Source organism: Oceanobacillus kimchii X50, from assembly GCF_000340475.1.
Taxonomy (GTDB): Bacteria; Bacillota; Bacilli; order Bacillales; family Amphibacillaceae; genus Oceanobacillus; species Oceanobacillus kimchii.
In genome coordinates, this window is sequence record NZ_CM001792.1 from 2157750 (window position 1) to 2181158 (window position 23409).

Sequence of the window (23409 nt, forward strand, 5' to 3'; positions counted from 1 at the left end):
TTTTAATATATATATCTATTTAGAAGATTATTAGATATATTTGACTACCTATCTGTTAAATGATATAAAAAATTGAAGCAATTTTTTATTATATGTTTTTCAGTAATGTAATAAACTTGTTAAGAGAACAGTAACAGAAAGGGGTAAATGTTTTGGAAGAAAATACGAATAACAAATCAAAGAAGGGTCTCTCCAAAGGAATTATAGCCTTAATAGTAGGTGTAATAGTACTCTTAGGAGGAACAGCTGCTGCATTCTTTATTAATAGTTCATCTCCAAAAGCTACATATTTTCTTGCTGAGAAGAATTCGTTAGAACATGCAAAAGAATATGTAGAAAATCGGTATTCGGATGAATTAGCATGGTTAGAGAAATCAGAAGAAGAGGCAATGGAACAAAATCTAGACATCGGTGTTACATTTAACGAACCAAATTCAAACGGTTTGCAAACAGACCCAGGGATTGAAATGATTAATAACTCCAGACTTATGTTCAACACGCAAACAGATATGGAAGCTCGTCAATTTTATACAAATATAGGTGTGAACTATAATGGAATAGAATTAAATGATATTGAATTAGCTATTAATGAAGGAAATGTAACAGCTGGATTACCTTTCCTAAATGAAACACTTCAGTTTAATGATGAAGATTACGGAAGTCTTATGTATGAACTTGATCCATATACTTTTACAGGAAATGAAACTCTAAATTTAGATAGCATATTATTCGATAATATCTATGCATTAGAAGAAGAAGACCTTGAATACATTAAAGAAGAATATGTGATGTATACTTATGATTTACTTCCTGACGAGGCATTTGAGAGCTCGAATGAAGACGTAGAAGTAAACGGTGAATCAATAAGTGCTGAAAAAGTTACAATGCATTTATCAGAAGAACAAGCAAGAGAAGTACTGATTAGCCTATTTGAAAAAATGAAAGACGATGAGAAGTTAAAAGAACTTGTCCACGACCAAATAGTTAATCTTTCTTACGTGGCTGGATCCGATATGGCACAATTAGAAGAAGAAGTTGATCTTATTCTCGAAGACTATGAAGCTGTCTTTGAAGATGCAATCAAAGAAATTGAAACCTTCCAATTTAAAGATGGTATTCAATCTGCTTTATGGGTTGCCGATGATAAAGTAGTACAACGTGAGTTAAATATTGCTCTAGCTCCAGAAGGAGAACAATTAGTAACATTAGGGATCAATGGTCAACAACACTTAACCGATGATCAAATTTTCTTTGACTTTGAATTTACAGCAGATGAAAGCTCATCTGTAGTTCTTTCAGGTGATTTAAGTTCTAAAGATAGTATTATCAAAGACAGTATGGAAATCTCAATTCCAGATGCTGAAATGAAATTATACTATGAAGGTGAAGAATCAGTTAGTGAAAACACTCGTACGTTTGATCGAACATTTGGATTTAGCGAGCCATATACAGGTGAAGGAAGTATGGTCTGGTCTGGTGAATCGACTTATGAAGAAGATCAAATGAATTCTAACAATACTTTAACTTTCGGAACTACAGAAATGCCTGAAGTTCTCGTACTCGATATGAATATAGATGGATCTATTATTGATCATGTAGCAGAAATGGATACTTCTAATATCGTAGACATTGGAACAATGTCCTCTGAAGAAATTTCAACATATTTTAGCACAGATTTCGCAGAACAATTTCAACAATGGATCATGCAATTTATGGGTGGGTCGAACTTTGAATTTTAATAATTGATAATTTTAGATAGAAAAGAGCGTGCATTACAATGACGTTTACGAAACATGTAGGACTATTTTTAAAAAATCACATAGTTCATTTAAAGAGGAAGTGTCTAACACTTCCTCTTCTTTTCATGTTCCCTGTTCTTATCGTGAGTTTAATCGGATTTATGTTATACACCTTTATTTCTCAAGATGAACAAGATCCTATTCAAGTTGGATTAGTAGATTTAGATGAATCTGAAGAAACCCAGTTAATGGTCCAATTCTTAGAAGGTTCATCTTTATTCAATCGGTTTTTGCATATTAATAAACTTGAAGAAAATGCAGCTAAAAAAGAATTAGAGGGTAATAAAATAACTACGTACATAGCCTTTCCAAAGAATTTTATTAAAGACCTTTATCAAGGAACCACCGTCGATATTCCAATCACAGGAAATCGACAACAACCGGCTGAGAGTTATATGATATATGAAACAATGGAAAGTGTCGTCCGTCATATTCGTTCATCTCAAGCAAATATTCTTACGATGAACTACTATGCAAAACAGTTTGAAATGAATGACGATGAACGGAACGATTTTGTTTTCCAACAATTTCAAGAGTTTTTATTGTATACCATTAGTAGAGAACAAATAATACAGGAAAATGAACTTTCTAATCAGGCTACCTCCTCCCCCAAAGATTTTTTTGGAATTGGTATATGGTTTGTCGTTATAACCATATGGGTTTTTATGATATATCATTTTTTCTCAAAAGAAACCCCAGCCTATATTTATCAAAGAATGCGTTTATATGGAGTTACTGTTTTGCAGCAAATTAGTGCGCAAATAATAATTTCTTTGTTTGTCTCTTTACTTTTCATTATTCCTTCCTTTTACGGAACTTTATACATACTAGATATTACCTTGGTTAATGAGAACCTTCTACGAATAATACTTCTCATAACACTGTTTATTTTTTCTTTGTTATTACTCATTGCAAACTTAGAATTAATTATTCCATCTAAGAAATTTAGAATGCTTATCCAATCTGCGTTTATCCTTTTGATTATTTTATTGAGTGGAGCTATTATTCCAACTATTTACTATCCACCATTTCTTCAAGATGTGATGCCTTATATAATAAGCTATTTAGCTATGGATTGGATTCAACAGATTACCTTGAACGGTCGATATCATGCCGAATATACCCCATTATTAATAATAGGTGGAGCGCTTCTATTTTTATTACTTGCTTTATCCAGTTGGAAGGAGCGTGCACGCACATGATACAGGTGTGGAAAACAAGACTCATGCAGTTAAAAAAACGATGGTTAACAATTGCATTTTGGACTTTATTCCCATTTCTTTTAACTTGGATTATTATAGAAACTACTGAGGTCATCCAAGATGAGAGTAAAATTCCAGTAGGTATCGTTCTAAAAGAAAATACAGAGATGGCTCATCAACTAAAAGAGAATTTACAGTCTTCTACATTTGTTGAAGTGATGGATATTACGGAAGCAGAAGCAAAACGGATGGTTGCAACACATGAAATTGATAGTGCTTTTATAATTGAAAAAGGTTATGAAGATGCTATTTTAAATGGAGAAAGAAATCGGTTAATTAGTTCCTATACTAGTAACTTTTCTTTTGGATATGTACCAATAAGAGAAATGATTGGCTCTTTTGTACAAGAAGATAGTGGAAAAGCAAAAGCAGCTCAAACTATTTTACAATTGGGAGAGTATCTAAATACGAATAATTTGCCAACAACTTCAGAAATTATTCAAAAGATACAAGAAGTAGAAATTAGTGAAAATTTAGTGTATACCTCTTTTCAATTTCAAGGAGAAGACGATAGAGAAGGTAATACCCAAAACTACTTAATCAAGCCCTGGAAAATTTGGGGTATATTTTCTCTTTTAAGTACTCTACTCATATTTGATTGGGTCATTCGTGATCGAGACACTTCCATGCAATCACGTTTTGCATTTATACGTTATTCGTTTAAGCAATATATGTTATCTAATCTGCTATTTTATATATGCTTCCTTTATATCATTGATATATTAACCGCAATTGGATTTTATTACTTATTTCAAGACCAATGGCAATGGAATTTACCTTTTGTGCTTTTAAGTTATAGAGTGTTAATAACTTTAATCGCTTTTCTAATAGCTATATGTTTCCAAAAATATTTAATTTATTACAGTTTTGCTTTCAGCTTTGTTCTTGTTGTATTCCTTATTAGTGGCACTATCATCCCTATAGAAGGTCTAACGCAAATTGTTCCGTGGATTGATACACTAAATCCAATGTATGCATTTAGTGAGCAGGAATTATGGCATCCACTATTTATATTAGCTGCTATCACACTTGTTTTTTGGTATATGAAAGGAGAAAAGTAACATGCTGTCTGTACAGAACTTAAGGAAGTCCTATAAGAAAAATGTAGTTATCGATCAGTTATCTGTAGATATTAATCCAGGAGATATTGTAGGCTTAGTAGGTGAAAATGGAGCAGGGAAGTCTTCCTTATTGCGTATTCTTTCTACATTGTCTAAACCAGATAAAGGAACAATCACTTGGAATAATATATCCTATGAAAAGGAAATAAAGAAACTTCGTAGAGAAATTGGATTTGTTCCCCAAGAAATCTCAATTTGGGAAGATTTTACGGTAGAAGAAAATATGAAGTTTTTTGAAAAGTTATCATGGGTAAATCGTTCCCAATCAGACCTTAGAGAATTATGTTTAGATATGAAACTTTCTAAATGGAAAGAACCTGTACACACATTATCTGGTGGAATGAAAAGAAAATTGAATATGGCAATTAGCTTCATCCATGATCCAAACTTGTTATTATTAGATGAACCTACTGTAGGTATTGACTTAAAATCAAAAAAAGAAATAGGAGAATATTTATATAAACAATCAAAGGAACATCAAAAAACGATTATTTACACTTCTCATGATATGGATGAGATCACTTCTCTATGTGATTGGGTAATATGTATAGGTAAAGATAGTTTTTATGAGAATCTATTAAAATCTAGAGGACAGGCAATATTTTCTATTTAATATTGCCTATTCTTCTATAAACCGCTAAAATAGAATTAATAGAATAGAAAAACGGATGTGATGAAGTGGATATAAATGGTCTTCAGCAAATGATGCCTTATCAAGTGATGTCATCTCTACAAACAAGTAATCCTACTGATTCTTTAGGAGTATCATTTCAACAATTATTATTAGAAAAAATAAACGAAGCAGAGAAAAGAACAAGTTTGGATTTTGGATCAAATTTGGTTTCTATCCCTTATAATATGCAATCATCTTTAAATACAACAGACATTTCATCTATAACTACGAACAACCCTAGTGTGTCATCTTATCAACAATTAATATCAAACGCTAGTCAAAAGTATGGAGTGGACGAAAGACTAATTCATGCGGTAATTAAACATGAATCTAACTATAATCCAAATGCTACTAGTTCAGCAGGTGCTCAAGGATTAATGCAATTAATGCCACAAACTGCAGCAGGTCTAGGTGTTACAAATGCTTATGATCCTGCTCAGAATATTAACGCAGGAACAAAATATCTTAGTCAAATGTTACAACGCTATAACGGCAATATTCAATTAGCGTTAGCTGCTTATAATGCTGGCCCAGGAAATGTTGATAAATATCAAGGAATTCCTCCGTTTCGTGAAACTACAGCATATGTATCAAAAGTAATGCAATCTTCACAAGTGTAATTTATATTTATTTATGGAATCCGTTAACCAAGCAATAAGCTGTCCATTTTTTTGAGATTGGACAGCTTTTTTTGATTAATGGAGCTTATCAGGAAGAGAATGGATCGTTTCAATTAATTGATTAAGCTTTCCTTCAATACGGTGAAGAAGATAAAACGTAACCGCAATTGGAAAACCGACATCGGTAAAAAAAGAGACCCAAGCATCCATATGACTATCACCTCCACTTGTAATAAGGAAAGGACCAGCATTTTACTGGTCCGAATATTATTAACCTAATTCAATATCTTCTACTGTACGTTCTACTATTCTTGCGCTATGCTTCTCGAGTAAGTCTCCTCCACTTGATGTGAAAGCATTTTCACTTATAATTGTATCCATGGCCTCATTAATAGCATTTGTATCAACTGGTTCAATTGGCTGATCAAGTGAATAAGTGACAACCCTGCCTAGTTGATTCGTAAATTTAAGCTCTAACCTTCGCATACTTTCCCCTCCCTTTTCATTTTAATTCTAGATTAACTTTGATAAATGTCCGATATATCTCGTCGACTTACTTGGTATAACGTATGTTCCTGTAATCCAGCAAATGCTGTCGCAACATTGTAAAGTTGTTCATGATTTGCTTCCATCTTCACTTGATTAAAACGCTTATACGCTAAAATTGGCTCACCTGATTCCGGGTCTACTCCTTCATTGAAAGTTAGTTGTAACATTGAATCCACTAAATCTACTACTGCCATATATAACACCTCCTTCCCTCATACATATAATCGAATGCAATTAAAAAAAGGAGGGAAGAAAAAAGATAATCTCAAAACCTGAGATTATCTTTTTTATGAAAGACTTATTCATATTCTTTTTCAATTGTTTTAGTACTACGAGTTGTATTTATAGGACGAACCATGCTTTCAATTTTGTCTCGCTCTGATTCGAGGAATGGAGGTAACGAAAGTTTTTCACCAAGTGTTTCATAAGGCTCATCTCCCATAAACCCTGGTCCCTTAGTAGCCAATTCAAAAAGTATTTGTGGAGCTACTCGAGTATATAAGGACTGGAAGAAAAAGCGATCTACGAAACCTGAAGTTTGTAATCCAAATGATTTAATATGATTATCCCATTCATATATGTCACTTTGCTCATCAACACATAAAGCAGCATGGTGCACAGTTCCGTATCCTTGTCTTGCCATTGGAAGATCCGTATTATGTTCAACTATTAGTTGCGCTCCGTTACCACCTTGGCCAATTTCAAAAAGATACTCTGATCCTTCTTTCATTACTTCTTTATACTGAAATACTTTCTCTAAGATTTCCTTGAAGAAATCATATTGTGCCACTCTTACTACTATAGGACCTAAACCTACAATTGCATATTCTAAAGGTATCGGACCACCTTTCCATGCAATTCCTGTTTTTGCACCTTTATTTGTTTCATCGGATACGAGCTGGTATTGCTGGTCATCAAAATCAGAGAAAGACAATGTCTGTACTCCAAAATGTTCTTGAATTCCAGAATGATTGATCTCCAGACGATTAAATCGCTTAACCCAATAATCTAATGCGTCATCGCTAGGAACTCTAAATGAAGTTTTGTATATCTCATTTGTACCGTGGGACCCTTTTGGTATACCAGGAAAGTCAAAAAATGTCATATCCGTACCAGCATTCCCTTCATCATCTGCAAAAAATAAATGATAGGTTTGTATATCATCTTGATTTACTGTTTTTTTAACTAAACGCATACCAAGAATATACGTGAAAAATTCATAGTTTTTTTCTGCACTACTTGTGATGGCAGTTACATGATGCATACCTCTAATTGGATTCATAAAAATCCTCCTCTTTTACTCTTAATTAAATTATCTTTAATTAATTATAATATACCAATTTAAATTACATCTGTCAATTATCTCGAGAAAAAATTGAGTGCGAACTTTAGATATACATTGATGCTCCCCTGTTTTTTAAGGGAGGTTCCGACATTGGTCAAATTTTTCTTTGAGATTCAGAAATCTCGGTAAGGCGGGAAACCGATAATTACTTTCACTCAAGGTCATAGAATCGCGTCTTGAGTAACATTCGAATTTCATACAAACATCTTATGATATTAAAAAGAAAACTTAGAGCTAAATCACTCTAAGTTTTCCTGACTCACATTATTAAGATAATCGAATATTTTCTAAAGTCTTCTGATCAAGTTTTTTAACTACTTCTACAATTAACTTAACTGCATTCTCATAATCATCACGATGCAATATTCCTGCGTGTGAATGTATATATCGTGTTGCAACAGTTATCGATAAAGACGGTACTCCATTTCCCGTTAGATGAATAGATCCTGAGTCTGTTCCTCCACCAGCCATCGATGTAAATTGATAAGGGATTTGATTATCTTCTGCCGTTTGTACTACTAAATCACGTAATCCTTTATGAGAGACCATTGACGCATCATATAATACAATTTGAGGACCTTCTCCTAGCTTGTTATCCGCATCATGCTTTGAAATTCCTGGTGTATCTCCAGCAATCCCAACATCAACGCCAAATCCAATATCAGGTTGTATAGCATGAGCAGATGTACGGGCACCTCTTAATCCGATCTCTTCTTGAATGGTTCCCACGCCATACACGGTATTTGGATGTTTTTCGTCTTTTAATTGTTTTAGGACATCGATTGCAATCGCTAGCCCAATGCGATTATCCCAAGCTTTTGCCATCAACATTTTTTCATTCTTCATTGGAGTAAATTCAAAATAAGGTACAATAGAATGCCCTGGTTTGATACCAAATGATTCCACCTCATCCTTATTAGTTGCTCCAACATCAATAAACATATCCTTAATTTGATATGGTTTTTTTCTTGCTTCAGCTGATAATACATGAGGAGGTTTTGATCCGATCACTCCAGTTACATCACCTTTGTCACCCATAATAGTAACTCGTTGAGCTAGCATTACTTGATTCCACCAGCCTCCAACAGTTTGGAAATAAATAAAGCCATTGTCATCGATACGAGTAACCATCATACCAATTTCATCCATATGCCCTGCAATCATAATTTTCGGTCCACTGACATCGCCGACTTTTTTAGCAATAGAGCTTCCTAAGTTATCCATCGATACATCATCAGAATAAGGTGCGATATATTTCTCGAATACTTCGCGAACCTCTTTTTCATTGCCAGGGATTCCTTTAGCATCGGTAAGTTCTTTTAACATTGTTAACGTATCATCTAATTTAGCCATATGTAGTTTTCTCCTTTTAACAGATTAATATCCTTGATTTTGCCTTTTATAATTTATCTCGTTTTTTTCAAGATATGCATGTTGAATATCTTCTTCTGAAAAACCTAATAAATTTCCAAGGTCTATGCATGATGAGAAAAGTTGCTCATAATTAGCTTTTGTCGGTGAATTTTTGTACATTATCGTCTGTTCATAAACAATCTGAAACTGATCTACTTCAGAGCGATCTATAAGTTGATTAGTTTTACTATCAAAGCTATCATAGCCTTTGTTAATACCAATGGACATTAGAAAATGGATGACATCTACATATTCTTCTAAAATTACAGTTTGATTATTTCTTGGCTTTTTACTCCAAAACTTAAAGCATCTAGTCTCATTAGCTAGTTCTCCTAACTCAACTAATAATGCTAAGATCTTTTTATCGAATAAATCTGCTTTTAGTAAGCCATGATTTTCTTCTATATAGGAATCTAGTTGTTTTTGCATATTAAATAATGCTATCCAATCCAAACTGAACCCTCCTTCTTCTCACTTTCATTTATTGTATCATGAAATTATAATAATAGTGAAACCTTCCATTCGTTTAAAACGTATACTATAAAAACAATAACTAGGAGTAGATTACATGCTAGTGATTAGCTTTCGTATATTACTAATAATAGCAATAGCACTGCTTATTTATACACTTGTACAATACTTACGTAAACCGGAACGCAAGTTAAAGCTTGCTCAAAAAAATAAACAATTTTATATATTAGATGAGGAACAAAATGATAAAAAAAATTTTCAACTCACGTATATGGGGTGTTTGTTTGAAGGAGAAAAGTACTTAGGTACTACGGATAATAAATTTGAAGTAGTGGATATACATGTTACTGTTAAAGACCCACATCAACTTCAAGGTCTTTCTAGAGAAGATTTATATTTTATAGAAGAAGAGATTATTTTTCACTATCCCTATGCGGCGATCACTTGGAAGCACCCTATTAATAAGGTTTTACAATCATCAAAATAGTAAACCTTAGTGGAGTTAGTAGAATTCTTAGCTAAAAGTATTGTATTACGGGCAGTTTGTCCTTCGTTAATCCTCTTTGGCTAATACTCATCTTCTTGAAGTAGAGATAATACTGCCCGTTACATACGGGGATAATTAACATTTGGGTTATATAAATGGTTGTTCCCTGTCTGTAAACTGATAAATAAATGGACAAATGGTATATATTGCTAATAGTAATACTCCTGTTATACAAGCAGTAATAATATTATTTATATCGAGTATTATCATAGCCACTATAAATATCGAACAAATGGGAGTGAACAGCAAAGCTTTATTTCTACTTCCTTTTGTCAGATACTGTGATTCTCCACATGATGGACATGGTTTAATACGAAAACATAAATCTTTCCAGACAAATTGATGATTACAATTCCAACAGCGTGGCAACTCCATCTTTTATTCCTCCTTCAATCGTTCGAAAATTGAGAACAAAAAATGTAAAATTCTTTTCTTAGCTCATCTAGCTCCTCCAATGAAATTTTAATATTTCTATTCTCATTTTCATATGCATATTTAATTTTTTTTAATAACTTTTTTGAATGCGAGTGATTCCCATTTACTCCCCATAATGCTGCTTCTTGTTTTGATATAATTTTAGCAAAAACTAAATAGTATTCAATACGAAGTAAACTAAGAATACAATAAACCGGCTTTTCTCTTATTGATTTTAAACAATCATTAAATTCTCCTTGTAATGATAGAAGATAATCTTTTTTTGGTATAGTAGTAAACAGTTGCCCTATTTCCTCTCCATATAAACACCGTCCTGAATTGACTACAATAGTCAAATGAGCAGCTAAATCTGAATCGGTATGGACTTCCTTTAGATGTGTGTTTATTTTGCTAATTGGAGTGTTTTGATAAAAATCTCTCCAATATTCACTATAATGGAAATCGTAGGTACTAGGATGCCTCCAATTTTCCAACCTACTCTTTTCTAAAACAGAAACTTCAATCGGATAAGGAGTCATTGATTGTGATAAAAAGTATGATAGTAATCCATGTTTTTCATGTAAGTACAAGGGTTGATTTATAATAATAATTAGATCAATATCACTTTTATTTTTTTGAAATCCACCTAATACGATAGATCCATGTAAATAAATTCCTTCTAGTTTTTTATGCAAAATTTGTGTAATTCGAGTCTTTATCACATCCAGTATTAATTCTAATTCCATCCCACCACTTCCACCTTAATATGTATATATTTACTATAACAAAAAACACACGTAGATTCACGTGTGTTTATGAAGGAGATCGGGTTAATGAAGTGTGTTGTTGAGAGTCAGGTACGGAGAAAAATTCTTGCCATTTGATAATGATTTCTTTTCTTCTCAATAAATACAGCATCGGTAATAAAGCAACTAATAATATTCCGATGAACATTGGATTCAAATTGGATATCCAGCCTCCGATTGAAGTATACACCATTGCTAATGGTATGCTTGAAAACAATGATGATCGCGCATAATCTTTAAACCCATTACTTATTTCAATAAGACATAGGGATAACAGATGGAAATGTATAAATGGAACCAATCGTAATAAAGTAATCTGAGATTTAGTCAATTTCGCATGTTTACCTAACAGCTTTTGCTTAACTCCAATCAACCGTTGAACAGACTTTGGCGTCCATCCCATTAAACCATAGAACAGTAGGCTTGAAAGTGTAATACCTATAATTGAATAAATCGAACCTGCTACGGGACCAAACAATACTCCGCCTGAAATACATATAAACACAACAGGTAAAAATAATAGCGGTCTAAATAAATGAAATATAATAAATAAAAGCGGTGAGAGAACTCCTCCCATTTCAACAATAGAAAATAAATAATTTCCTATATATTCCATCCTCCACCTCCTCTGTCGTTCCTCTAATTATACAAGGTTCTATATATCTATATGACAGTAGACGAGCCTTTATGACATAAAAAGTAGAATCCAGCTAAAACTAATCACATTAATAACGATAAGGACAGGCATTCCAATTGTAAACGATCGATGTTTCGTTTTATGTCGAAATGATTGCATGCCTATATATATACCAACACTTCCACCTATGATTCCTAGTAACCAAAACGTCCTTTCTGGAATTCGATAATGTCTACGCACAGCCTTCTTTTTATCTATGTACATCATTACAAATCCAATAATATTCGCCGCCACTAAATAATATAATATACTACCCCATTCTTCCATTGCACACCTTACCTTCCTATACTATATTAGTAAAACACAATATGTCCGTTTAAAAAAAGACCGATCCTAGTTGGATCCGGTCTTTATCAAACTATTATTTTAAAGCATCTTTTGCTTGAGATACTAACTGTCCAAATGCTTTTTCATCGCTAATTGCAAGGTCAGAAAGCATTTTACGGTTAATATCAATTCCAGCAACTTTTAATCCGTGCATTAATTTGCTGTAAGAAATATCATGCATACGAGCAGCAGCGTTAATACGTGTAATCCATAATTTACGGAAGTCGCGTTTTTTCTGTCTGCGGTCACGATAAGCATACTGACCAGATTTAATTACTTGCTGTTTTGCTGTTTTAAATAGAGTTCTTTTAGAACCATAGTAACCTTTTGCTAATTTTAATACGCGTTTACGACGTTGACGCGTTACTGTTCCACCTTTTACACGTGGCATAAGAAATCCCTCCTAATTCATTTCCATTTCTACGATTGTATTATTTTGGTAGCATATCTTTAATGCGCTTATAATCTCCAGAAGAAACAAGTGCACTTTTACGTAATTTACGTTTTTGTTTTTGTGATTTGTTTGCAAACATGTGACTAGTGTATGCATGAGATCTTTTTACTTTTCCAGAACCCGTTTTCTTAAAACGTTTTGCTGTTCCTTTATGAGTTTTCATTTTAGGCATAATTCATTCCTCCTAGTTATCTACTGTTACGTATTAATTTTTTTCATTAATTGGTGCGACCATCATAAACATATTACGGCCTTCCATTTTAGGTTTTGTTTCAATCGTACCAAGGTCTTTTACTTCCTCAGCGAAACGGTCTAACACTTCACGTCCAAGTTCTTTATGGGTAATCGCACGACCACGGAAACGCACTGCAGCTTTTACTTTATCGCCTTTTTCAAGGAACTTGCGAGCGTTTTTCAATTTTGTCTCAAAATCATGGTCACCAATTCCTGGTGTGAAACGAACCTCTTTTACATTAATGACTTTTTGCTTTTTACGAGCTTCTTTTTCTTTTTTCTGTTGCTCGAAACGATATTTACCGTAGTCCATGATACGACATACTGGCGGTTTTGCATTTGGAGCTACTAGTACTAAGTCAAGATTTCTTGTTGTTGCAATATCCAATGCTTCCTGACGCGATTTTACTCCAAGCTGATCACCGTTTGAGTCGATAAGTCGTACTTCTCTAGCACGAATCTTTTCATTGACGTTCATATCCTTGCTAATAGCCAGCCACCTCCGAAATTATTGTTACTGATCTATTTGACAAGCTTATTTTATGCAATTAAAAAAGTGTCGGTACATACTTGCACCCACACATCTCCAAATACACTTAAATAAAAGGTTGGAACCAGTCAACTACCATAATCGGTGTCAATCAGGTGAGAAGCGGGTGCTTCTACTTGTCTTAGATCATTTTATTAACTTTTATAGTGTACCATATCTCGTCTATGACGTCAATACAGCCTCACTAGTTTTTATACAACTATCATAGATTATCACGTCATGGCAATACTGTCAATCACTTTTATAAATTACATGAGATAGAACGAAGCCGTTCTATCTCATGGCTTTCTTCTAATCTTTGAGAAGAATTTCCGTTACATGCTGCTTTTTAATTTGTACTTTTGTTCGTTCTTCACTATTCTTATTGTGGATAAAATAATTCCCTGGTGAGAGATCAGTAATCACAAAATAACCATTTGCATCTGTTTCTAATGTTTTAATTATTTTTCCATTTTTGCCACGTCGGAGTATAACTTCTTTTGCAGATTGTTCAGTAGCAAGCTGGCCTAATAGATGTCCATGATTTCCCTGACGCCATGAAGGATCTGGCAACTTTGTCGGTATTTCAAATGGTGGCCTTCCTTCATTATGTTCTGTTGGCAAATAAAGCGATTTAATCAGTGAAGATTGAGGAAGTCCATCATTGCTCCAAATATTATATACGTAGGGACTTACCCCTTCTGCCATATTACCATTGACAGATGGTGCTAACGCACGATGAATTTGATCCATACTATCCGATATCGTATTTAAATAGAGTGCTGGCCCAATTATTATGCCTCGATTTCTCGGTAAATCTTTTTGCCATTCAATCCATTGATCATAACGTATGGCCCTGCGTGGATCTGCATCACTATCGTAATTCATGACATAAGCGTAGTCTAGATAACCTTCCTGAACCCATTCCTTCCAATTCTGATGTGCTCGCTGAACAGGATCCATATCCCACCAATTCGTTTTACTCGGATTATGAAATCCCCATGATAAAACTGCTGCAGTTAACTCTACATCAGCATCAACTGTCATAAGCTCCGTGTATACGCGTTTGATTAATGAGTCAATTTGTTCTACTTTCCAAGCGATCCATTCTTGATCATTTACTGTTGGTCGATCAGATCGACCTGTCTCTTCATGAAACCGTGCTAACGAAGTAGCATTGTAACCCTTCCCGTCTTCCGGGTAACGGATGTAATCCAAATGAACACCATCAACCTCGTAATTCCGAGCAATATCATTTACCATTTCAACTACATGATTTCTCGCGTCAGGATGCCCAAGGTCAAGATAAGGCTGCCAGTACGGAACAGTACCATTATAATCTTCCGTTACCCATTTATCTTCTACCGCGTCCGGACCATGTAGATTCCAAATATGTGTTGGATCTGATGGAGCACCACCATATACGCTATGCCACATTGGACCTACAACTACCCAAGCATGTACTTCGATTCCTTTTTCATGTGCCTTGGTTAATAAGTAACCTAATGGATCGAATCCTTCTGGAACTGAAGGATCTTCTGTAAATGGTAATACATCACTATAATAATACGCATCATGTCTTCTGCTCACTTGTGCAATAATTGTATTCATATTAGCATCATCAACATCTTTAACTAGTTCATCAATTTCTTCTGGAGTTTTTAAGCCAGGTTCAAAAGCTTGTACCCAAAAAGCTCGTATAAATGGATTTTCTTTTTGTAAAGAAGCTTCTGCGGTGGTAAAAGGTGTAAGAGTGAGGCTAGACATCGCAATCAACATAACAAATACAACAATAACTCCCTTTGTCTTTATTTGTTTCATGTTTTCTCTCCTCCTATAATTTTAATCCAATACCCTTACCACTCACCTCCTCTAGATTAGTGTCTATTTCTACCGCTCTAGAAGACGTTCGTTTCTTGTTGAATGCGAGAGAAAACATCTTTTCCTTATTAATTTTTAGTTTACTACTTCCTTCTATTGTAAATAAGTGCCAAAAGTTGCTTTTAATTCTCTATTGTTGGGCACTTTGACCTTTAATATATTTTATTAAAAAACAAAACTGCAACGAAAATAAATAACATTTCGTTACAGTTCAGCTTTTATAATAAATAATATATTCCCCATTGCTAATTCTTATTTAATCTTCTTATTATCAACTTCTTCTTTGATTAGCTTTAAGAATTGATCAAATTCCAATGTCTCCGTATCTTGTTCTCCGTACCTACGATAATTAACACTGTTACTTTCCATTTCTTTGTCTCCTAATACTAGAGCGAATGGAACTTTTTGTGTCTGTGCTTCTCGAATTTTATATCCAATTTTCTCATCACGTTCATCTAATTCTACACGAATTCCTTGGTACCGAAGCTTTTCTTCAATACGCTTCGCATAATCTAAATGAGCTTGTAATGAAACTGGAATTATTTTCACTTGTACCGGTGCAAGCCAAGTTGGAAAAGCACCTTTATATTCTTCAATTAAGAAGGCAACAAATCGTTCCATTGTTGATACTACTCCGCGATGAATAACTACTGGACGATGTTGATTACCGTCTTCCCCAATATACGTAAGGTCAAATCGCTCTGGCAGATGGAAATCTAATTGAACTGTCGATAAAGTTTCATCTTTACCTAGAGCAGTTTTGACTTGTACATCTAATTTTGGACCATAAAATGCAGCTTCTCCTTCTGCTTCTACATATTCCAAATTCATATCTTCCATTGTTTCTTTCAACATTGATTGTGCTTTTTCCCACATCTCGTCCTTATCAACATACTTCTCTTTATCTTCAGGATCACGATAAGATAACCGGAAATAGTAATCATCAATACCGAAATCTTTATACACATGTTGTACTAATTCTACTACTCGAATAAATTCCTCTTTCAATTGATCAGGTCGAGCAAATATATGTGCGTCATTTAATGTCATTGCTCGTACACGTTGAAGTCCAGCTAATGCACCACTCATTTCATGTCGATGCATCGTTCCTAGTTCAGCGATTCGAACTGGTAAATTACGATAACTCCAAAGCTGGTTTTTAAATACCATCATGTGGTGAGGACAGTTCATTGGACGTAGTACCAGTTCCTCGTTATCCATCTCCATTGTTGGAAACATATCGTCCTGATAGTGGTCCCAATGTCCACTTGTTTTATACAGTTCAACATTTCCTAGTACTGGTGTATAAACATGGCTATATCCTAATCTTTCTTCTAAATCAACGATATAACGCTCTACATTACGGCGAATGGTTGCTCCTTTCGGTAACCAAAGTGGTAAGCCTTGTCCAACTTTTTGTGAGACCGTAAATATTCCTAATTCTTTTCCTAATTTACGATGATCTCTTTCTTTACGTTCCTCTAGAATTTGCAAATGTTCTTCTAATTGTCCTTTTTTCTCAAAAGCAGTACCATAAATTCGTTGTAATTGTTTATTATTACTATCTCCACGCCAATATGCACCGGAAATACTCAATAACTTAAATGCTTTAATCTTACTTGTAGAAGGTACATGAATTCCACGACATAAATCAAAAAACTCCCCTTGTTTATAAATAGTAACCTGTTCATTTTCCGGAATAGCGTCGATAAGTTCTAATTTTAAATCATCGCCAATTTCCTTGAACATTTCTTGAGCTTGTTGACGAGAAACTTCTACCCTTTTAATTTCGAGGTTTTCATCGACTATACGCTTCATCTCTTTTTCAATCTTAGGTAAATCTTCAGGAGTTAATTTGTGTTCCATATCAATATCATAGTAAAATCCTTCTTCAATAACAGGACCAACACCAAGTTTTACATCGTTAAATAAACGCTTTATTGCCTGAGCTAATAAGTGAGCACTTGAATGGCGTAACACTTCAAGTCCCTCATTGTTTTTATATGTGATAATTTCTATGCTTCCACCTGATGATAATTCTCTTCGTAGGTCGACTAGTTCACCATCAAGTTTGATTGCAAGTGCTTGTTTTTTTAACCCTGGTGATATGGAAGCTGCTATATCTTCACCAGTGGTACCAACTGGAAATAGCTTCTCTGAACCATCAGGAAAAATAATCGATAAATCTGCCATGTTCATTCTCCTTTTTCAATAAATTAAAAAACGCCCATCTCTTTGCACTAATGCAAAGGGACGAGCGTTGGTAACGACGTGGTTCCACCCTAATTCCTATCCATAACTTACTAACTATCTGGATAGCTTCATTACATCTTTAACGCAGAAATACGTTGCTGATTACTAAAAATTCACCAACAAAGCTCCAAGGTGGTAATTACTTATCTCATAAAGGTATCTTTCAGCCAATGGATTCCTTCTCTAGATTATGAAATATAAATAATCTTGTCCTTATCATCACGAATAAATATACAGTCATTTATTCGTATTATAGACCTTTCATATCAGAAAATCAAGCCTGTCTAATCATTTTTTAAATAGTAAGAAAAAGGAAAATTGCGGGTTGGTTCAAAATCCACCTTTTCTTGGAAGACATTAATAACCGTTAATGTTTTCGGTTCTGATGGATCATCTCCATAAATTTTAATTTTCTTTGGTCCCATAGCAATTAGTGGAGCTAGATTAAATTCATTATCATGTAATCCTACAACATATAATGGTTCTTCACGCATTAGCATTCTTAACTCAAGCCGCGATAATTGTTTCCCATTATCATAATAAAACTGGAATGTATCACCTTGCATAATATGAATAATTTCCATACCAACATCTTTCTTTTGTATGTAGGCACGTAACATATCAATAAATGCTTGATGATCTTCTTCTCTTCTAAACTCATCAATTGCATCTCCGACACATCTTCTAATTTCATCCCGGAAAGGTAATAAACGAAAGTTCACTAATGAATCGAAATGAATTTCCGAATTAATTTCAATATTTTCTACAAACAAATTTGTCAGTAGTCCATGAATATCTTTATTATTTCGTAAATGCTTACTATCCTCGTCCTCCCCCGTCAAAATCCAATTGGTGAGATCATGTATACGTTCGATTTCTTCTTGTTCCGTATAATAGTACTCTTTTATCATTTTTCGAATCATATTACCTAAACGATGTGTTAATACTACATCTGCCATCGCTTGACTTATCGTTTTACGAAGATCTTCAGCAGGTAATATTTCATCAATCGTTAAATGATTTCCCCAATCTTCATTTGTTTTCCAATTTAATTCCATCTTTCTATTTCTACGAAAGACAGATTCACAAAAACTTACCACTTCTTTGTCTAATTCAAAAAATACTTCCACCAATACATATCACCCTCATCCACAACCGAACTGTTACATTATATGGACAACCATTTAAAAAAATGAATAAACTACTCAAACTAGCAAATGGTTTTACGAAAAAAGGTATGAATGTATTAAAAAATACCTTTATTGAACTGCTTTAGTAGAGTTCAATAAAAGGTACTCATTAGCCACGACGATTCGGACCATTCAACTTCACATCTGTGGTAACTTGTTTAATCCGCTCAATAATTCTTCCTGCTTTAACTTGTTCTACTCCATTCCTTGTTGTAGATAATTCTTGTTCTAGTTGATCTAAGTCATAATTAGATGTAATAAAAACTGGTAATCCTTCCATCATACGGTACTGTAATACTGAACCTAATACTTCATCACGGAACCAAGCAGATTGCATCTCAGCTCCCATATCATCCAACATCAATACATCAGCTTTTTTAAAAAAATCTATTTTTTCATTGAATGAATCATTTTTAAATGATGACTTAATTTCACGGACAAACTCCGGCATATATATTAATGAAATTGAGTATTGGAGTTTTTTAAGTTCATTAGCAATTGCACCTAATAGATAAGTCTTTCCGACTCCAAACGATCCGTATAGATAGAGTCCTTTTTTGGGTAACTCTTGTTTTGAAGCTTCTAAAAAATCCAGAACTTTCGCCAATGCATTTGATCGGTGCTCATCTTGAATAACCTCAGATATTCTTGCTTGAAGAATTTCTTTCGGCATATAAAGACTTTGAATCAGCTTTTGCTGCTGTTCATTTTGCTCTTCTTCCAATCTTTTGTGGCATTTTTCATAACTTAACCGAATCTCATTTTTGTCAGCCTCCAAAACGGGAGAATATCCTTGTATCATATTCTGACATCCACCAAGCGATTTGCATCGATCACATTGCTTGGATTGAGACTTATATTCATATAATTTTATTAAATGTTTATCAATAATTTCACTAGTTAACTCTGGGTGGCTAGTTAAAAAATGCTTTATGGATGGGTCATCTAATACTTCTTTTCGGATGTTTTGATAACTTGTTTGGAAATTTTCGTTTTTTTTCATCCATGCTTTCAATTCTGATTGTATCGGTTTCACACTTAACCACCCTTATACACCTTTATTAATTTTCATTTAAATATTGTTTTAACCTAGATGCTATTTTTTCTTGGTCTTCCATCGAAGAGTTTGGATTTTCAGAAGTTACCTGTGATTTGTTTTTCCGTTCCTTAAACCAATCAGGAATAACTTCCTTAGTTGCAGTCTGGCGCTGTCTCGTATAGTTATTCTTCTTAACTTTAGATTGAGCTTTCTGTTGTTCCTGCCTAGCGAAATTCATTGCATCACTTGCTGTTTGAAGGTTCAGCCGAGACCAATGACTAGCAATTTTTTCTAAATATGCTTTTGAAAGTTTCATATTAGATTGTAATAATACATAATGAATAAGTACATTCATTACTGGTGCAGGTAAATCTTGTTTTGTCATTACAGACTCTATTACTTTAATATCTTGATCTGAAGCATCATTACCTCTTGATAAATCTTTCAATAATTGAGTCGGTGATATTCTTTCTAATTCGTAAATTAACTGTTCTTTTTTCGTTTTGGGTTTCGTCACTTCATACGACTTATCTAGGTTGTTTTTTTCAGATAGACGTACGGACTGTTGATTATTTTTTGAACGAAAAATATCATGGCACGCTGCTTTGAACTCTTTTTGATTAAATTGATATGATTCATTGATAGCATATTGACACGCACGTTCAATCTCATGACTATCCAAATTATATAATACTTTCATTTGGTAAATCAGACGCTTCGTATCAGTTGTTAATACTTGATTAGCGGGTATCATTCGCTTGTTTAACATCTGTTCTATCCAACTAAAATCCATCGGAACATCATGTTTTACAGAATTATTTTGACTATTATAATTTTCAATTCTAGCTACTTTTTCTGTAGGTGTTACTGTTTGAAAGACATCGCTAAAATCAACCGTGATTTCTTCTCCATATTCACGTTCATTAGGAACATAATGAGAAAATAACATATCATACTTTTGATCTCCAATATGATGTAATAGTAATTGCGACAACATATCATCTTTAAAGAAATCATTTGGAGCATATGGACTTAACAATTCATATGTATAAAAATCACGATTATCTTCATTATATTTATATGTTTTTAGTAAACCTATCCCTTCCAATTTCAAACGAGATCGGTAAATTTCATCCAATGAAAGATTAAGGTTATTCATTAGTGTGTGATGTGTTTGTGGGGATACATGAGCATGGATATTTGAATCGTGCAACAGAGTGTGATACAAAGAAACAGCATAAATACCAATTAATGGTTGATATAATTGAGTAAGTGAAACGCCGTAATCAACAGGTAAATGTTCTTTTTTCATAACATAATACCCATCAATAGGGAGAATCTTCCCTATAAAGTTCATGTAAACACACACCCTTTCGACTTTTTCATTTATCTTTCATCGATTTATCCGTATTAATAATATCTTTTAATTCATCTAAAAATACAGTTATATCCTTAAATTGGCGATATACAGATGCAAAACGTACATACGAAACTTCATCTACTTTGGATAAAAGTTCCATTACCATTTCACCAATGGAGTTACTTGAAACTTCTGGGTTTCCTGCATTCCGTAATTTCTTTTCCACTTCCAACGCTATACTTTCTATGGTTTCTAAAGCAACTGGTCTTTTTTCACACGCTCGAATAAGGCCACGAGTTAGTTTTTCACGCGAAAATTCTTGACGCACGCCATCTTTCTTAACCACAATTAAAGGAACTTCTTCAATTCGTTCAAAAGTAGTAAACCGAAAGCCACACCGTTCACATTCTCTACGTCGCCTAATTGCTCTTCCTTCTTCTATCGGTCGAGAGTCCAAGACTTTTGTATTTTTATTTTCACAATTGGAACATCGCATCATTGTTCAACCCCATTCTTTAATGTTCCGTAATTAGTTGAAGTTCTTTATTCATATGTTCATATAATTCTTGAATAACTTTAGAACTGTGTCCAAAATCTATTTGCAATAAACTTTCTGTAGTCACAGAAAAATCAACAGCAGTATGATAAGGGCGCACCATAATAATAGTTGCAACTACAAAGACTCTCTTGCCTTTTTTGGTTGTTGCACTTATCTCACCATGCTCCTTAGAAACAGCATTGATAGAATATGTATCTTTCGATTGAAAATAGGTTTCAATGACTTTCATTACGGAATCTTTGCTTGCTTTATAGTAATGGGTCTGCAACTTTTTATCCTCATGACGATCTTTTGTTTCTACATGATTACTAAAAAACTTCCTTATCTTATAGCCGATTGACATTTAGAAACACACCTCATACGTTCATAGAATTAGTATAACTAATTATTATTCTATTATTTTAACATGTTTTTAACAAATGCTCTAGTTAAATAAAGTAGGGATATTATATAAAGTAACAAATTAAGATTTTAACAATAAACAGATTAGAGTGTCAACAGGCAGTTAGTTCACAGATTAAGTGAAGAAAATGAATTCATTAAATCAACACACACTTTCAAACTAGATTCAATCTTATTCTATGAACAGGAGTTAGTTCGTTTAGTATGCATTTTTTAAGCAATATAAAAAAGGACAATATCAAGGGAGAAATTAACTTAACCCTTCTATTGTCCATTCCATTCATTTAATTAAACTTCCAAGATATCTTCAGTCTATGCTTTGTTTTATAAATAGATCTTGATTATGACGATACTTTCATTCCTTTTTCCAAACGGTCTCCCACATAAAGAGCTAAATCAAGAACACGTTTAGAATATCCCCATTCATTATCATACCAAGCAATTACTTTTATTTTGGTTTCCTCCATTACAATGGTAGATAATCCATCAATAATAGCGGAGAATTCACTTGTTGTATAATCAATTGATACAAGAGGTTCATCAGAGTATTCCAATACTCCTTTCATATATCCTTTTGATGCATCTTTAAATAATCGATTTAATTGTTCGACTGTAACACTCTCTTCTAGATCGATTACCAAATCAACCAAAGATACGTTAGGCGTAGGTACCCTTAAAGCCATCCCATGTAATTTTCCATTTAAATGCGGCAAAACTTCTCCGAGCGCCTTTGCAGCTCCTGTTGTAGTTGGAATAATTGATTGTGTACATCCTCTTGCCCTTCGTAAATCTTTATGTGGATTATCTAGATTCTTTTGATCATTCGTAAAAGCATGGACTGTAGTCATTAATCCATTTTTTATCGTAAAATGATCATCAATAACTTTTACAACCGGTGCCAAACAATTTGTTGTACATGAAGCATTCGAAATTACATCATCTCTTTCAGGAATATATTCAGCTTCATTTACTCCCATAACAATTGTTTTATCTACTTGCTTTCCTGGAGCAGTGATAATTACTTTTTTTGCTCCTGCTTTAATATGCAATCCCGCTTCTTCTTTTGAGTTGAATTTCCCAGTAGCTTCTATAACAATATCAATGTCCAACTGTTCCCAAGGAAGAAGTTCAGGCTGTCTATTGTTAACGATTTTTACTTTTTTTCCATCTATTTCTAAATAACCTTCAAGCGCTTTCACTTCTCCGTCAAAAATTCCATGTACACTATCATATTTCACCATATGTGCTAATGTCTCAGATGGGTAACCAGCATTGATAGCGACTACTTCAAACTGATCATTTTGTATTGCTTGTCGAAAAATCATTCGTCCTATTCGTCCAAATCCAGTAATTGCGATACGTTTTGTATTCATAAGAAATAATCCCCCTAATTATGATATACTCATAATCCATTATGCAAAATTAGTATAACACAAATAATCATTATTGTGTTGAAAATAATGA

The 23409-nt window shown here is 33.7% G+C and carries 27 protein-coding genes and 2 other annotated features; of the genes, 6 read left to right on the forward strand and 21 right to left on the reverse strand.

Annotated elements, in window-relative coordinates; genetic code table 11:
• The first annotated feature begins 152 nt into the window (after positions 1-152).
• From C794_RS11315 to C794_RS21245, 5 genes are all read left to right on the forward strand, one after another.
• Complete coding sequence (locus tag C794_RS11315; protein WP_017797247.1) at positions 153-1739, forward strand: flagellar basal body-associated FliL family protein; 1587 nt, start codon at positions 153-155, stop codon at positions 1737-1739.
• Between the two features lie 38 nt (positions 1740-1777).
• The gene (locus C794_RS11320) at positions 1778-3001 is read left to right on the forward strand and encodes an ABC transporter permease (protein ID WP_026133793.1); all 1224 of its coding nucleotides are present in this window, start codon (positions 1778-1780) and stop codon (positions 2999-3001) included.
• The gene (locus tag C794_RS11325; RefSeq protein ID WP_017797249.1) at positions 2998-4122 is read left to right on the forward strand and encodes an ABC transporter permease; all 1125 of its coding nucleotides are present in this window, start codon (positions 2998-3000) and stop codon (positions 4120-4122) included. Before C794_RS11320 ends, C794_RS11325 begins: the two co-directional genes overlap by 4 nt.
• A 1-nt stretch (position 4123) precedes the next feature.
• Positions 4124-4795, forward strand: a complete 672-nt coding sequence (locus C794_RS11330) for an ABC transporter ATP-binding protein (RefSeq protein ID WP_017797250.1) — start codon at positions 4124-4126, stop codon at positions 4793-4795.
• 65 nt (positions 4796-4860) lie between these two features.
• Positions 4861-5475: a lytic transglycosylase domain-containing protein gene (locus tag C794_RS21245; protein ID WP_017797251.1), complete on the forward strand. Its 615-nt coding sequence runs from the start codon at positions 4861-4863 to the stop codon at positions 5473-5475.
• Between the two features lie 75 nt (positions 5476-5550).
• Here the strand turns inward: C794_RS21245 and C794_RS20475 are convergent, their stop codons facing one another.
• From C794_RS20475 to C794_RS11365, 6 genes are all read right to left on the reverse strand, one after another.
• On the reverse strand, positions 5551-5685 hold the full coding sequence (locus C794_RS20475) for a YvrJ family protein (RefSeq protein WP_017797252.1): 135 nt from the start codon (positions 5683-5685) through the stop codon (positions 5551-5553).
• Positions 5686-5745: 60 nt separating this feature from the next.
• Positions 5746-5961 carry a DUF2922 domain-containing protein gene (locus C794_RS11345; RefSeq protein ID WP_017797253.1) on the reverse strand — a complete coding sequence of 72 codons (216 nt, stop codon included), beginning with the start codon at positions 5959-5961 and terminating at the stop codon, positions 5746-5748.
• Between the two features lie 32 nt (positions 5962-5993).
• The gene (locus tag C794_RS11350; protein ID WP_017797254.1) at positions 5994-6218 is read right to left on the reverse strand and encodes a DUF1659 domain-containing protein; all 225 of its coding nucleotides are present in this window, start codon (positions 6216-6218) and stop codon (positions 5994-5996) included.
• Between the two features lie 104 nt (positions 6219-6322).
• A complete protein-coding gene (locus tag C794_RS11355; RefSeq protein WP_017797255.1) occupies positions 6323-7306 on the reverse strand; it encodes a ring-cleaving dioxygenase in 984 nt (327 codons plus the stop codon).
• A 330-nt stretch (positions 7307-7636) separates the two neighbouring features.
• Positions 7637-8722 (reverse strand): M42 family metallopeptidase, encoded by a 1086-nt coding sequence (locus C794_RS11360; RefSeq protein WP_017797256.1) that lies wholly within the window; start codon positions 8720-8722, stop codon positions 7637-7639.
• A gap of 24 nt (positions 8723-8746) precedes the next feature.
• Positions 8747-9235, reverse strand: a complete 489-nt coding sequence (locus C794_RS11365) for a dUTP diphosphatase (RefSeq protein ID WP_017797257.1) — start codon at positions 9233-9235, stop codon at positions 8747-8749.
• A 115-nt stretch (positions 9236-9350) separates the two neighbouring features.
• Between C794_RS11365 and C794_RS11370 the strand changes: the two genes are divergently transcribed.
• On the forward strand, positions 9351-9740 hold the full coding sequence (locus tag C794_RS11370; RefSeq protein ID WP_017797258.1) for a hypothetical protein: 390 nt from the start codon (positions 9351-9353) through the stop codon (positions 9738-9740).
• Between the two features lie 147 nt (positions 9741-9887).
• Here C794_RS11370 and C794_RS11375 read toward each other — a convergent pair whose 3' ends face one another.
• The 15 genes from C794_RS11375 to C794_RS11445 form a co-directional block, all read right to left on the reverse strand.
• Positions 9888-10175 carry a TIGR04104 family putative zinc finger protein gene (locus C794_RS11375; protein WP_017797259.1) on the reverse strand — a complete coding sequence of 96 codons (288 nt, stop codon included), beginning with the start codon at positions 10173-10175 and terminating at the stop codon, positions 9888-9890.
• 14 nt (positions 10176-10189) lie between these two features.
• Entirely contained in the window at positions 10190-10960 is a 771-nt protein-coding gene (locus C794_RS11380; RefSeq protein ID WP_017797260.1) for an aminoglycoside adenylyltransferase domain-containing protein, read from the reverse strand.
• A 67-nt stretch (positions 10961-11027) separates the two neighbouring features.
• Complete coding sequence (locus C794_RS11385) at positions 11028-11636, reverse strand: TVP38/TMEM64 family protein (RefSeq protein WP_017797261.1); 609 nt, start codon at positions 11634-11636, stop codon at positions 11028-11030.
• 69 nt (positions 11637-11705) lie between these two features.
• Complete coding sequence (locus C794_RS11390; RefSeq protein ID WP_017797262.1) at positions 11706-11984, reverse strand: DUF1294 domain-containing protein; 279 nt, start codon at positions 11982-11984, stop codon at positions 11706-11708.
• Positions 11985-12078: 94 nt separating this feature from the next.
• Positions 12079-12435, reverse strand: coding sequence for a 50S ribosomal protein L20 (gene rplT, locus C794_RS11395; RefSeq protein ID WP_017797263.1), 357 nt, complete (start codon positions 12433-12435; stop codon positions 12079-12081).
• Between the two features lie 40 nt (positions 12436-12475).
• Entirely contained in the window at positions 12476-12670 is a 195-nt protein-coding gene (rpmI, locus tag C794_RS11400) for a 50S ribosomal protein L35 (RefSeq protein WP_011066545.1), read from the reverse strand.
• 33 nt (positions 12671-12703) lie between these two features.
• Positions 12704-13210, reverse strand: coding sequence for a translation initiation factor IF-3 (gene infC / locus C794_RS11405; RefSeq protein WP_011066546.1), 507 nt, complete (start codon positions 13208-13210; stop codon positions 12704-12706).
• Positions 13211-13276: 66 nt separating this feature from the next.
• Positions 13277-13406, reverse strand: a sequence feature (ribosomal protein L20 leader region).
• 167 nt (positions 13407-13573) lie between these two features.
• Positions 13574-15082, reverse strand: coding sequence for a glycoside hydrolase family 10-like protein (locus C794_RS11410; protein WP_017797264.1), 1509 nt, complete (start codon positions 15080-15082; stop codon positions 13574-13576).
• A 312-nt stretch (positions 15083-15394) separates the two neighbouring features.
• Positions 15395-17335 (reverse strand): threonine--tRNA ligase, encoded by a 1941-nt coding sequence (gene thrS / locus C794_RS11415; protein ID WP_017797265.1) that lies wholly within the window; start codon positions 17333-17335, stop codon positions 15395-15397.
• A gap of 53 nt (positions 17336-17388) precedes the next feature.
• Positions 17389-17624 (reverse strand) — a binding site (T-box leader).
• A gap of 55 nt (positions 17625-17679) precedes the next feature.
• Positions 17680-18525, reverse strand: a complete 846-nt coding sequence (gene ytxC, locus C794_RS11420; RefSeq protein WP_230199348.1) for a putative sporulation protein YtxC — start codon at positions 18523-18525, stop codon at positions 17680-17682.
• A 169-nt stretch (positions 18526-18694) separates the two neighbouring features.
• Positions 18695-19621, reverse strand: coding sequence for a primosomal protein DnaI (dnaI, locus tag C794_RS11425; RefSeq protein ID WP_017797267.1), 927 nt, complete (start codon positions 19619-19621; stop codon positions 18695-18697).
• A 25-nt stretch (positions 19622-19646) separates the two neighbouring features.
• Positions 19647-20981, reverse strand: a complete 1335-nt coding sequence (locus tag C794_RS11430) for a replication initiation and membrane attachment family protein (RefSeq protein WP_017797268.1) — start codon at positions 20979-20981, stop codon at positions 19647-19649.
• A 25-nt stretch (positions 20982-21006) separates the two neighbouring features.
• Positions 21007-21480 (reverse strand): transcriptional regulator NrdR, encoded by a 474-nt coding sequence (gene nrdR / locus C794_RS11435; RefSeq protein ID WP_026133794.1) that lies wholly within the window; start codon positions 21478-21480, stop codon positions 21007-21009.
• 19 nt (positions 21481-21499) lie between these two features.
• Positions 21500-21886, reverse strand: coding sequence for a hypothetical protein (locus tag C794_RS11440; protein ID WP_017797270.1), 387 nt, complete (start codon positions 21884-21886; stop codon positions 21500-21502).
• 400 nt (positions 21887-22286) lie between these two features.
• On the reverse strand, positions 22287-23318 hold the full coding sequence (locus C794_RS11445; RefSeq protein WP_017797271.1) for a glyceraldehyde-3-phosphate dehydrogenase: 1032 nt from the start codon (positions 23316-23318) through the stop codon (positions 22287-22289).
• Positions 23319-23409 lie beyond the last annotated feature (91 nt).

Coding starts and splice junctions, on each gene's coding strand:
- C794_RS11445 (WP_017797271.1), bottom strand. CDS start 23,318: ATGAATACAAAACGTATCGCAATTACTGGATTTGGACGAATAGGACGA.
- C794_RS11370 (WP_017797258.1), top strand. CDS start 9,351: ATGCTAGTGATTAGCTTTCGTATATTACTAATAATAGCAATAGCACTG.
- thrS (WP_017797265.1), bottom strand. CDS start 17,335: ATGGCAGATTTATCGATTATTTTTCCTGATGGTTCAGAGAAGCTATTT.
- C794_RS11345 (WP_017797253.1), bottom strand. CDS start 5,961: ATGCGAAGGTTAGAGCTTAAATTTACGAATCAACTAGGCAGGGTTGTC.
- rplT (WP_017797263.1), bottom strand. CDS start 12,435: ATGCCACGTGTAAAAGGTGGAACAGTAACGCGTCAACGTCGTAAACGC.
- C794_RS11330 (WP_017797250.1), top strand. CDS start 4,124: ATGCTGTCTGTACAGAACTTAAGGAAGTCCTATAAGAAAAATGTAGTT.
- C794_RS20475 (WP_017797252.1), bottom strand. CDS start 5,685: ATGGATGCTTGGGTCTCTTTTTTTACCGATGTCGGTTTTCCAATTGCG.
- C794_RS11375 (WP_017797259.1), bottom strand. CDS start 10,175: ATGGAGTTGCCACGCTGTTGGAATTGTAATCATCAATTTGTCTGGAAA.
- infC (WP_011066546.1), bottom strand. CDS start 13,210: ATGAACGTCAATGAAAAGATTCGTGCTAGAGAAGTACGACTTATCGAC.
- C794_RS11410 (WP_017797264.1), bottom strand. CDS start 15,082: ATGAAACAAATAAAGACAAAGGGAGTTATTGTTGTATTTGTTATGTTG.
- C794_RS11440 (WP_017797270.1), bottom strand. CDS start 21,886: ATGTCAATCGGCTATAAGATAAGGAAGTTTTTTAGTAATCATGTAGAA.
- rpmI (WP_011066545.1), bottom strand. CDS start 12,670: ATGCCTAAAATGAAAACTCATAAAGGAACAGCAAAACGTTTTAAGAAA.
- C794_RS11320 (WP_026133793.1), top strand. CDS start 1,778: ATGACGTTTACGAAACATGTAGGACTATTTTTAAAAAATCACATAGTT.
- C794_RS11325 (WP_017797249.1), top strand. CDS start 2,998: ATGATACAGGTGTGGAAAACAAGACTCATGCAGTTAAAAAAACGATGG.
- C794_RS11350 (WP_017797254.1), bottom strand. CDS start 6,218: ATGGCAGTAGTAGATTTAGTGGATTCAATGTTACAACTAACTTTCAAT.
- C794_RS11390 (WP_017797262.1), bottom strand. CDS start 11,984: ATGGAAGAATGGGGTAGTATATTATATTATTTAGTGGCGGCGAATATT.
- nrdR (WP_026133794.1), bottom strand. CDS start 21,480: ATGCGATGTTCCAATTGTGAAAATAAAAATACAAAAGTCTTGGACTCT.
- C794_RS11380 (WP_017797260.1), bottom strand. CDS start 10,960: ATGGAATTAGAATTAATACTGGATGTGATAAAGACTCGAATTACACAA.
- C794_RS11385 (WP_017797261.1), bottom strand. CDS start 11,636: ATGGAATATATAGGAAATTATTTATTTTCTATTGTTGAAATGGGAGGA.
- C794_RS11355 (WP_017797255.1), bottom strand. CDS start 7,306: ATGAATCCAATTAGAGGTATGCATCATGTAACTGCCATCACAAGTAGT.
- C794_RS11430 (WP_017797268.1), bottom strand. CDS start 20,981: ATGAACTTTATAGGGAAGATTCTCCCTATTGATGGGTATTATGTTATG.
- C794_RS11360 (WP_017797256.1), bottom strand. CDS start 8,722: ATGGCTAAATTAGATGATACGTTAACAATGTTAAAAGAACTTACCGAT.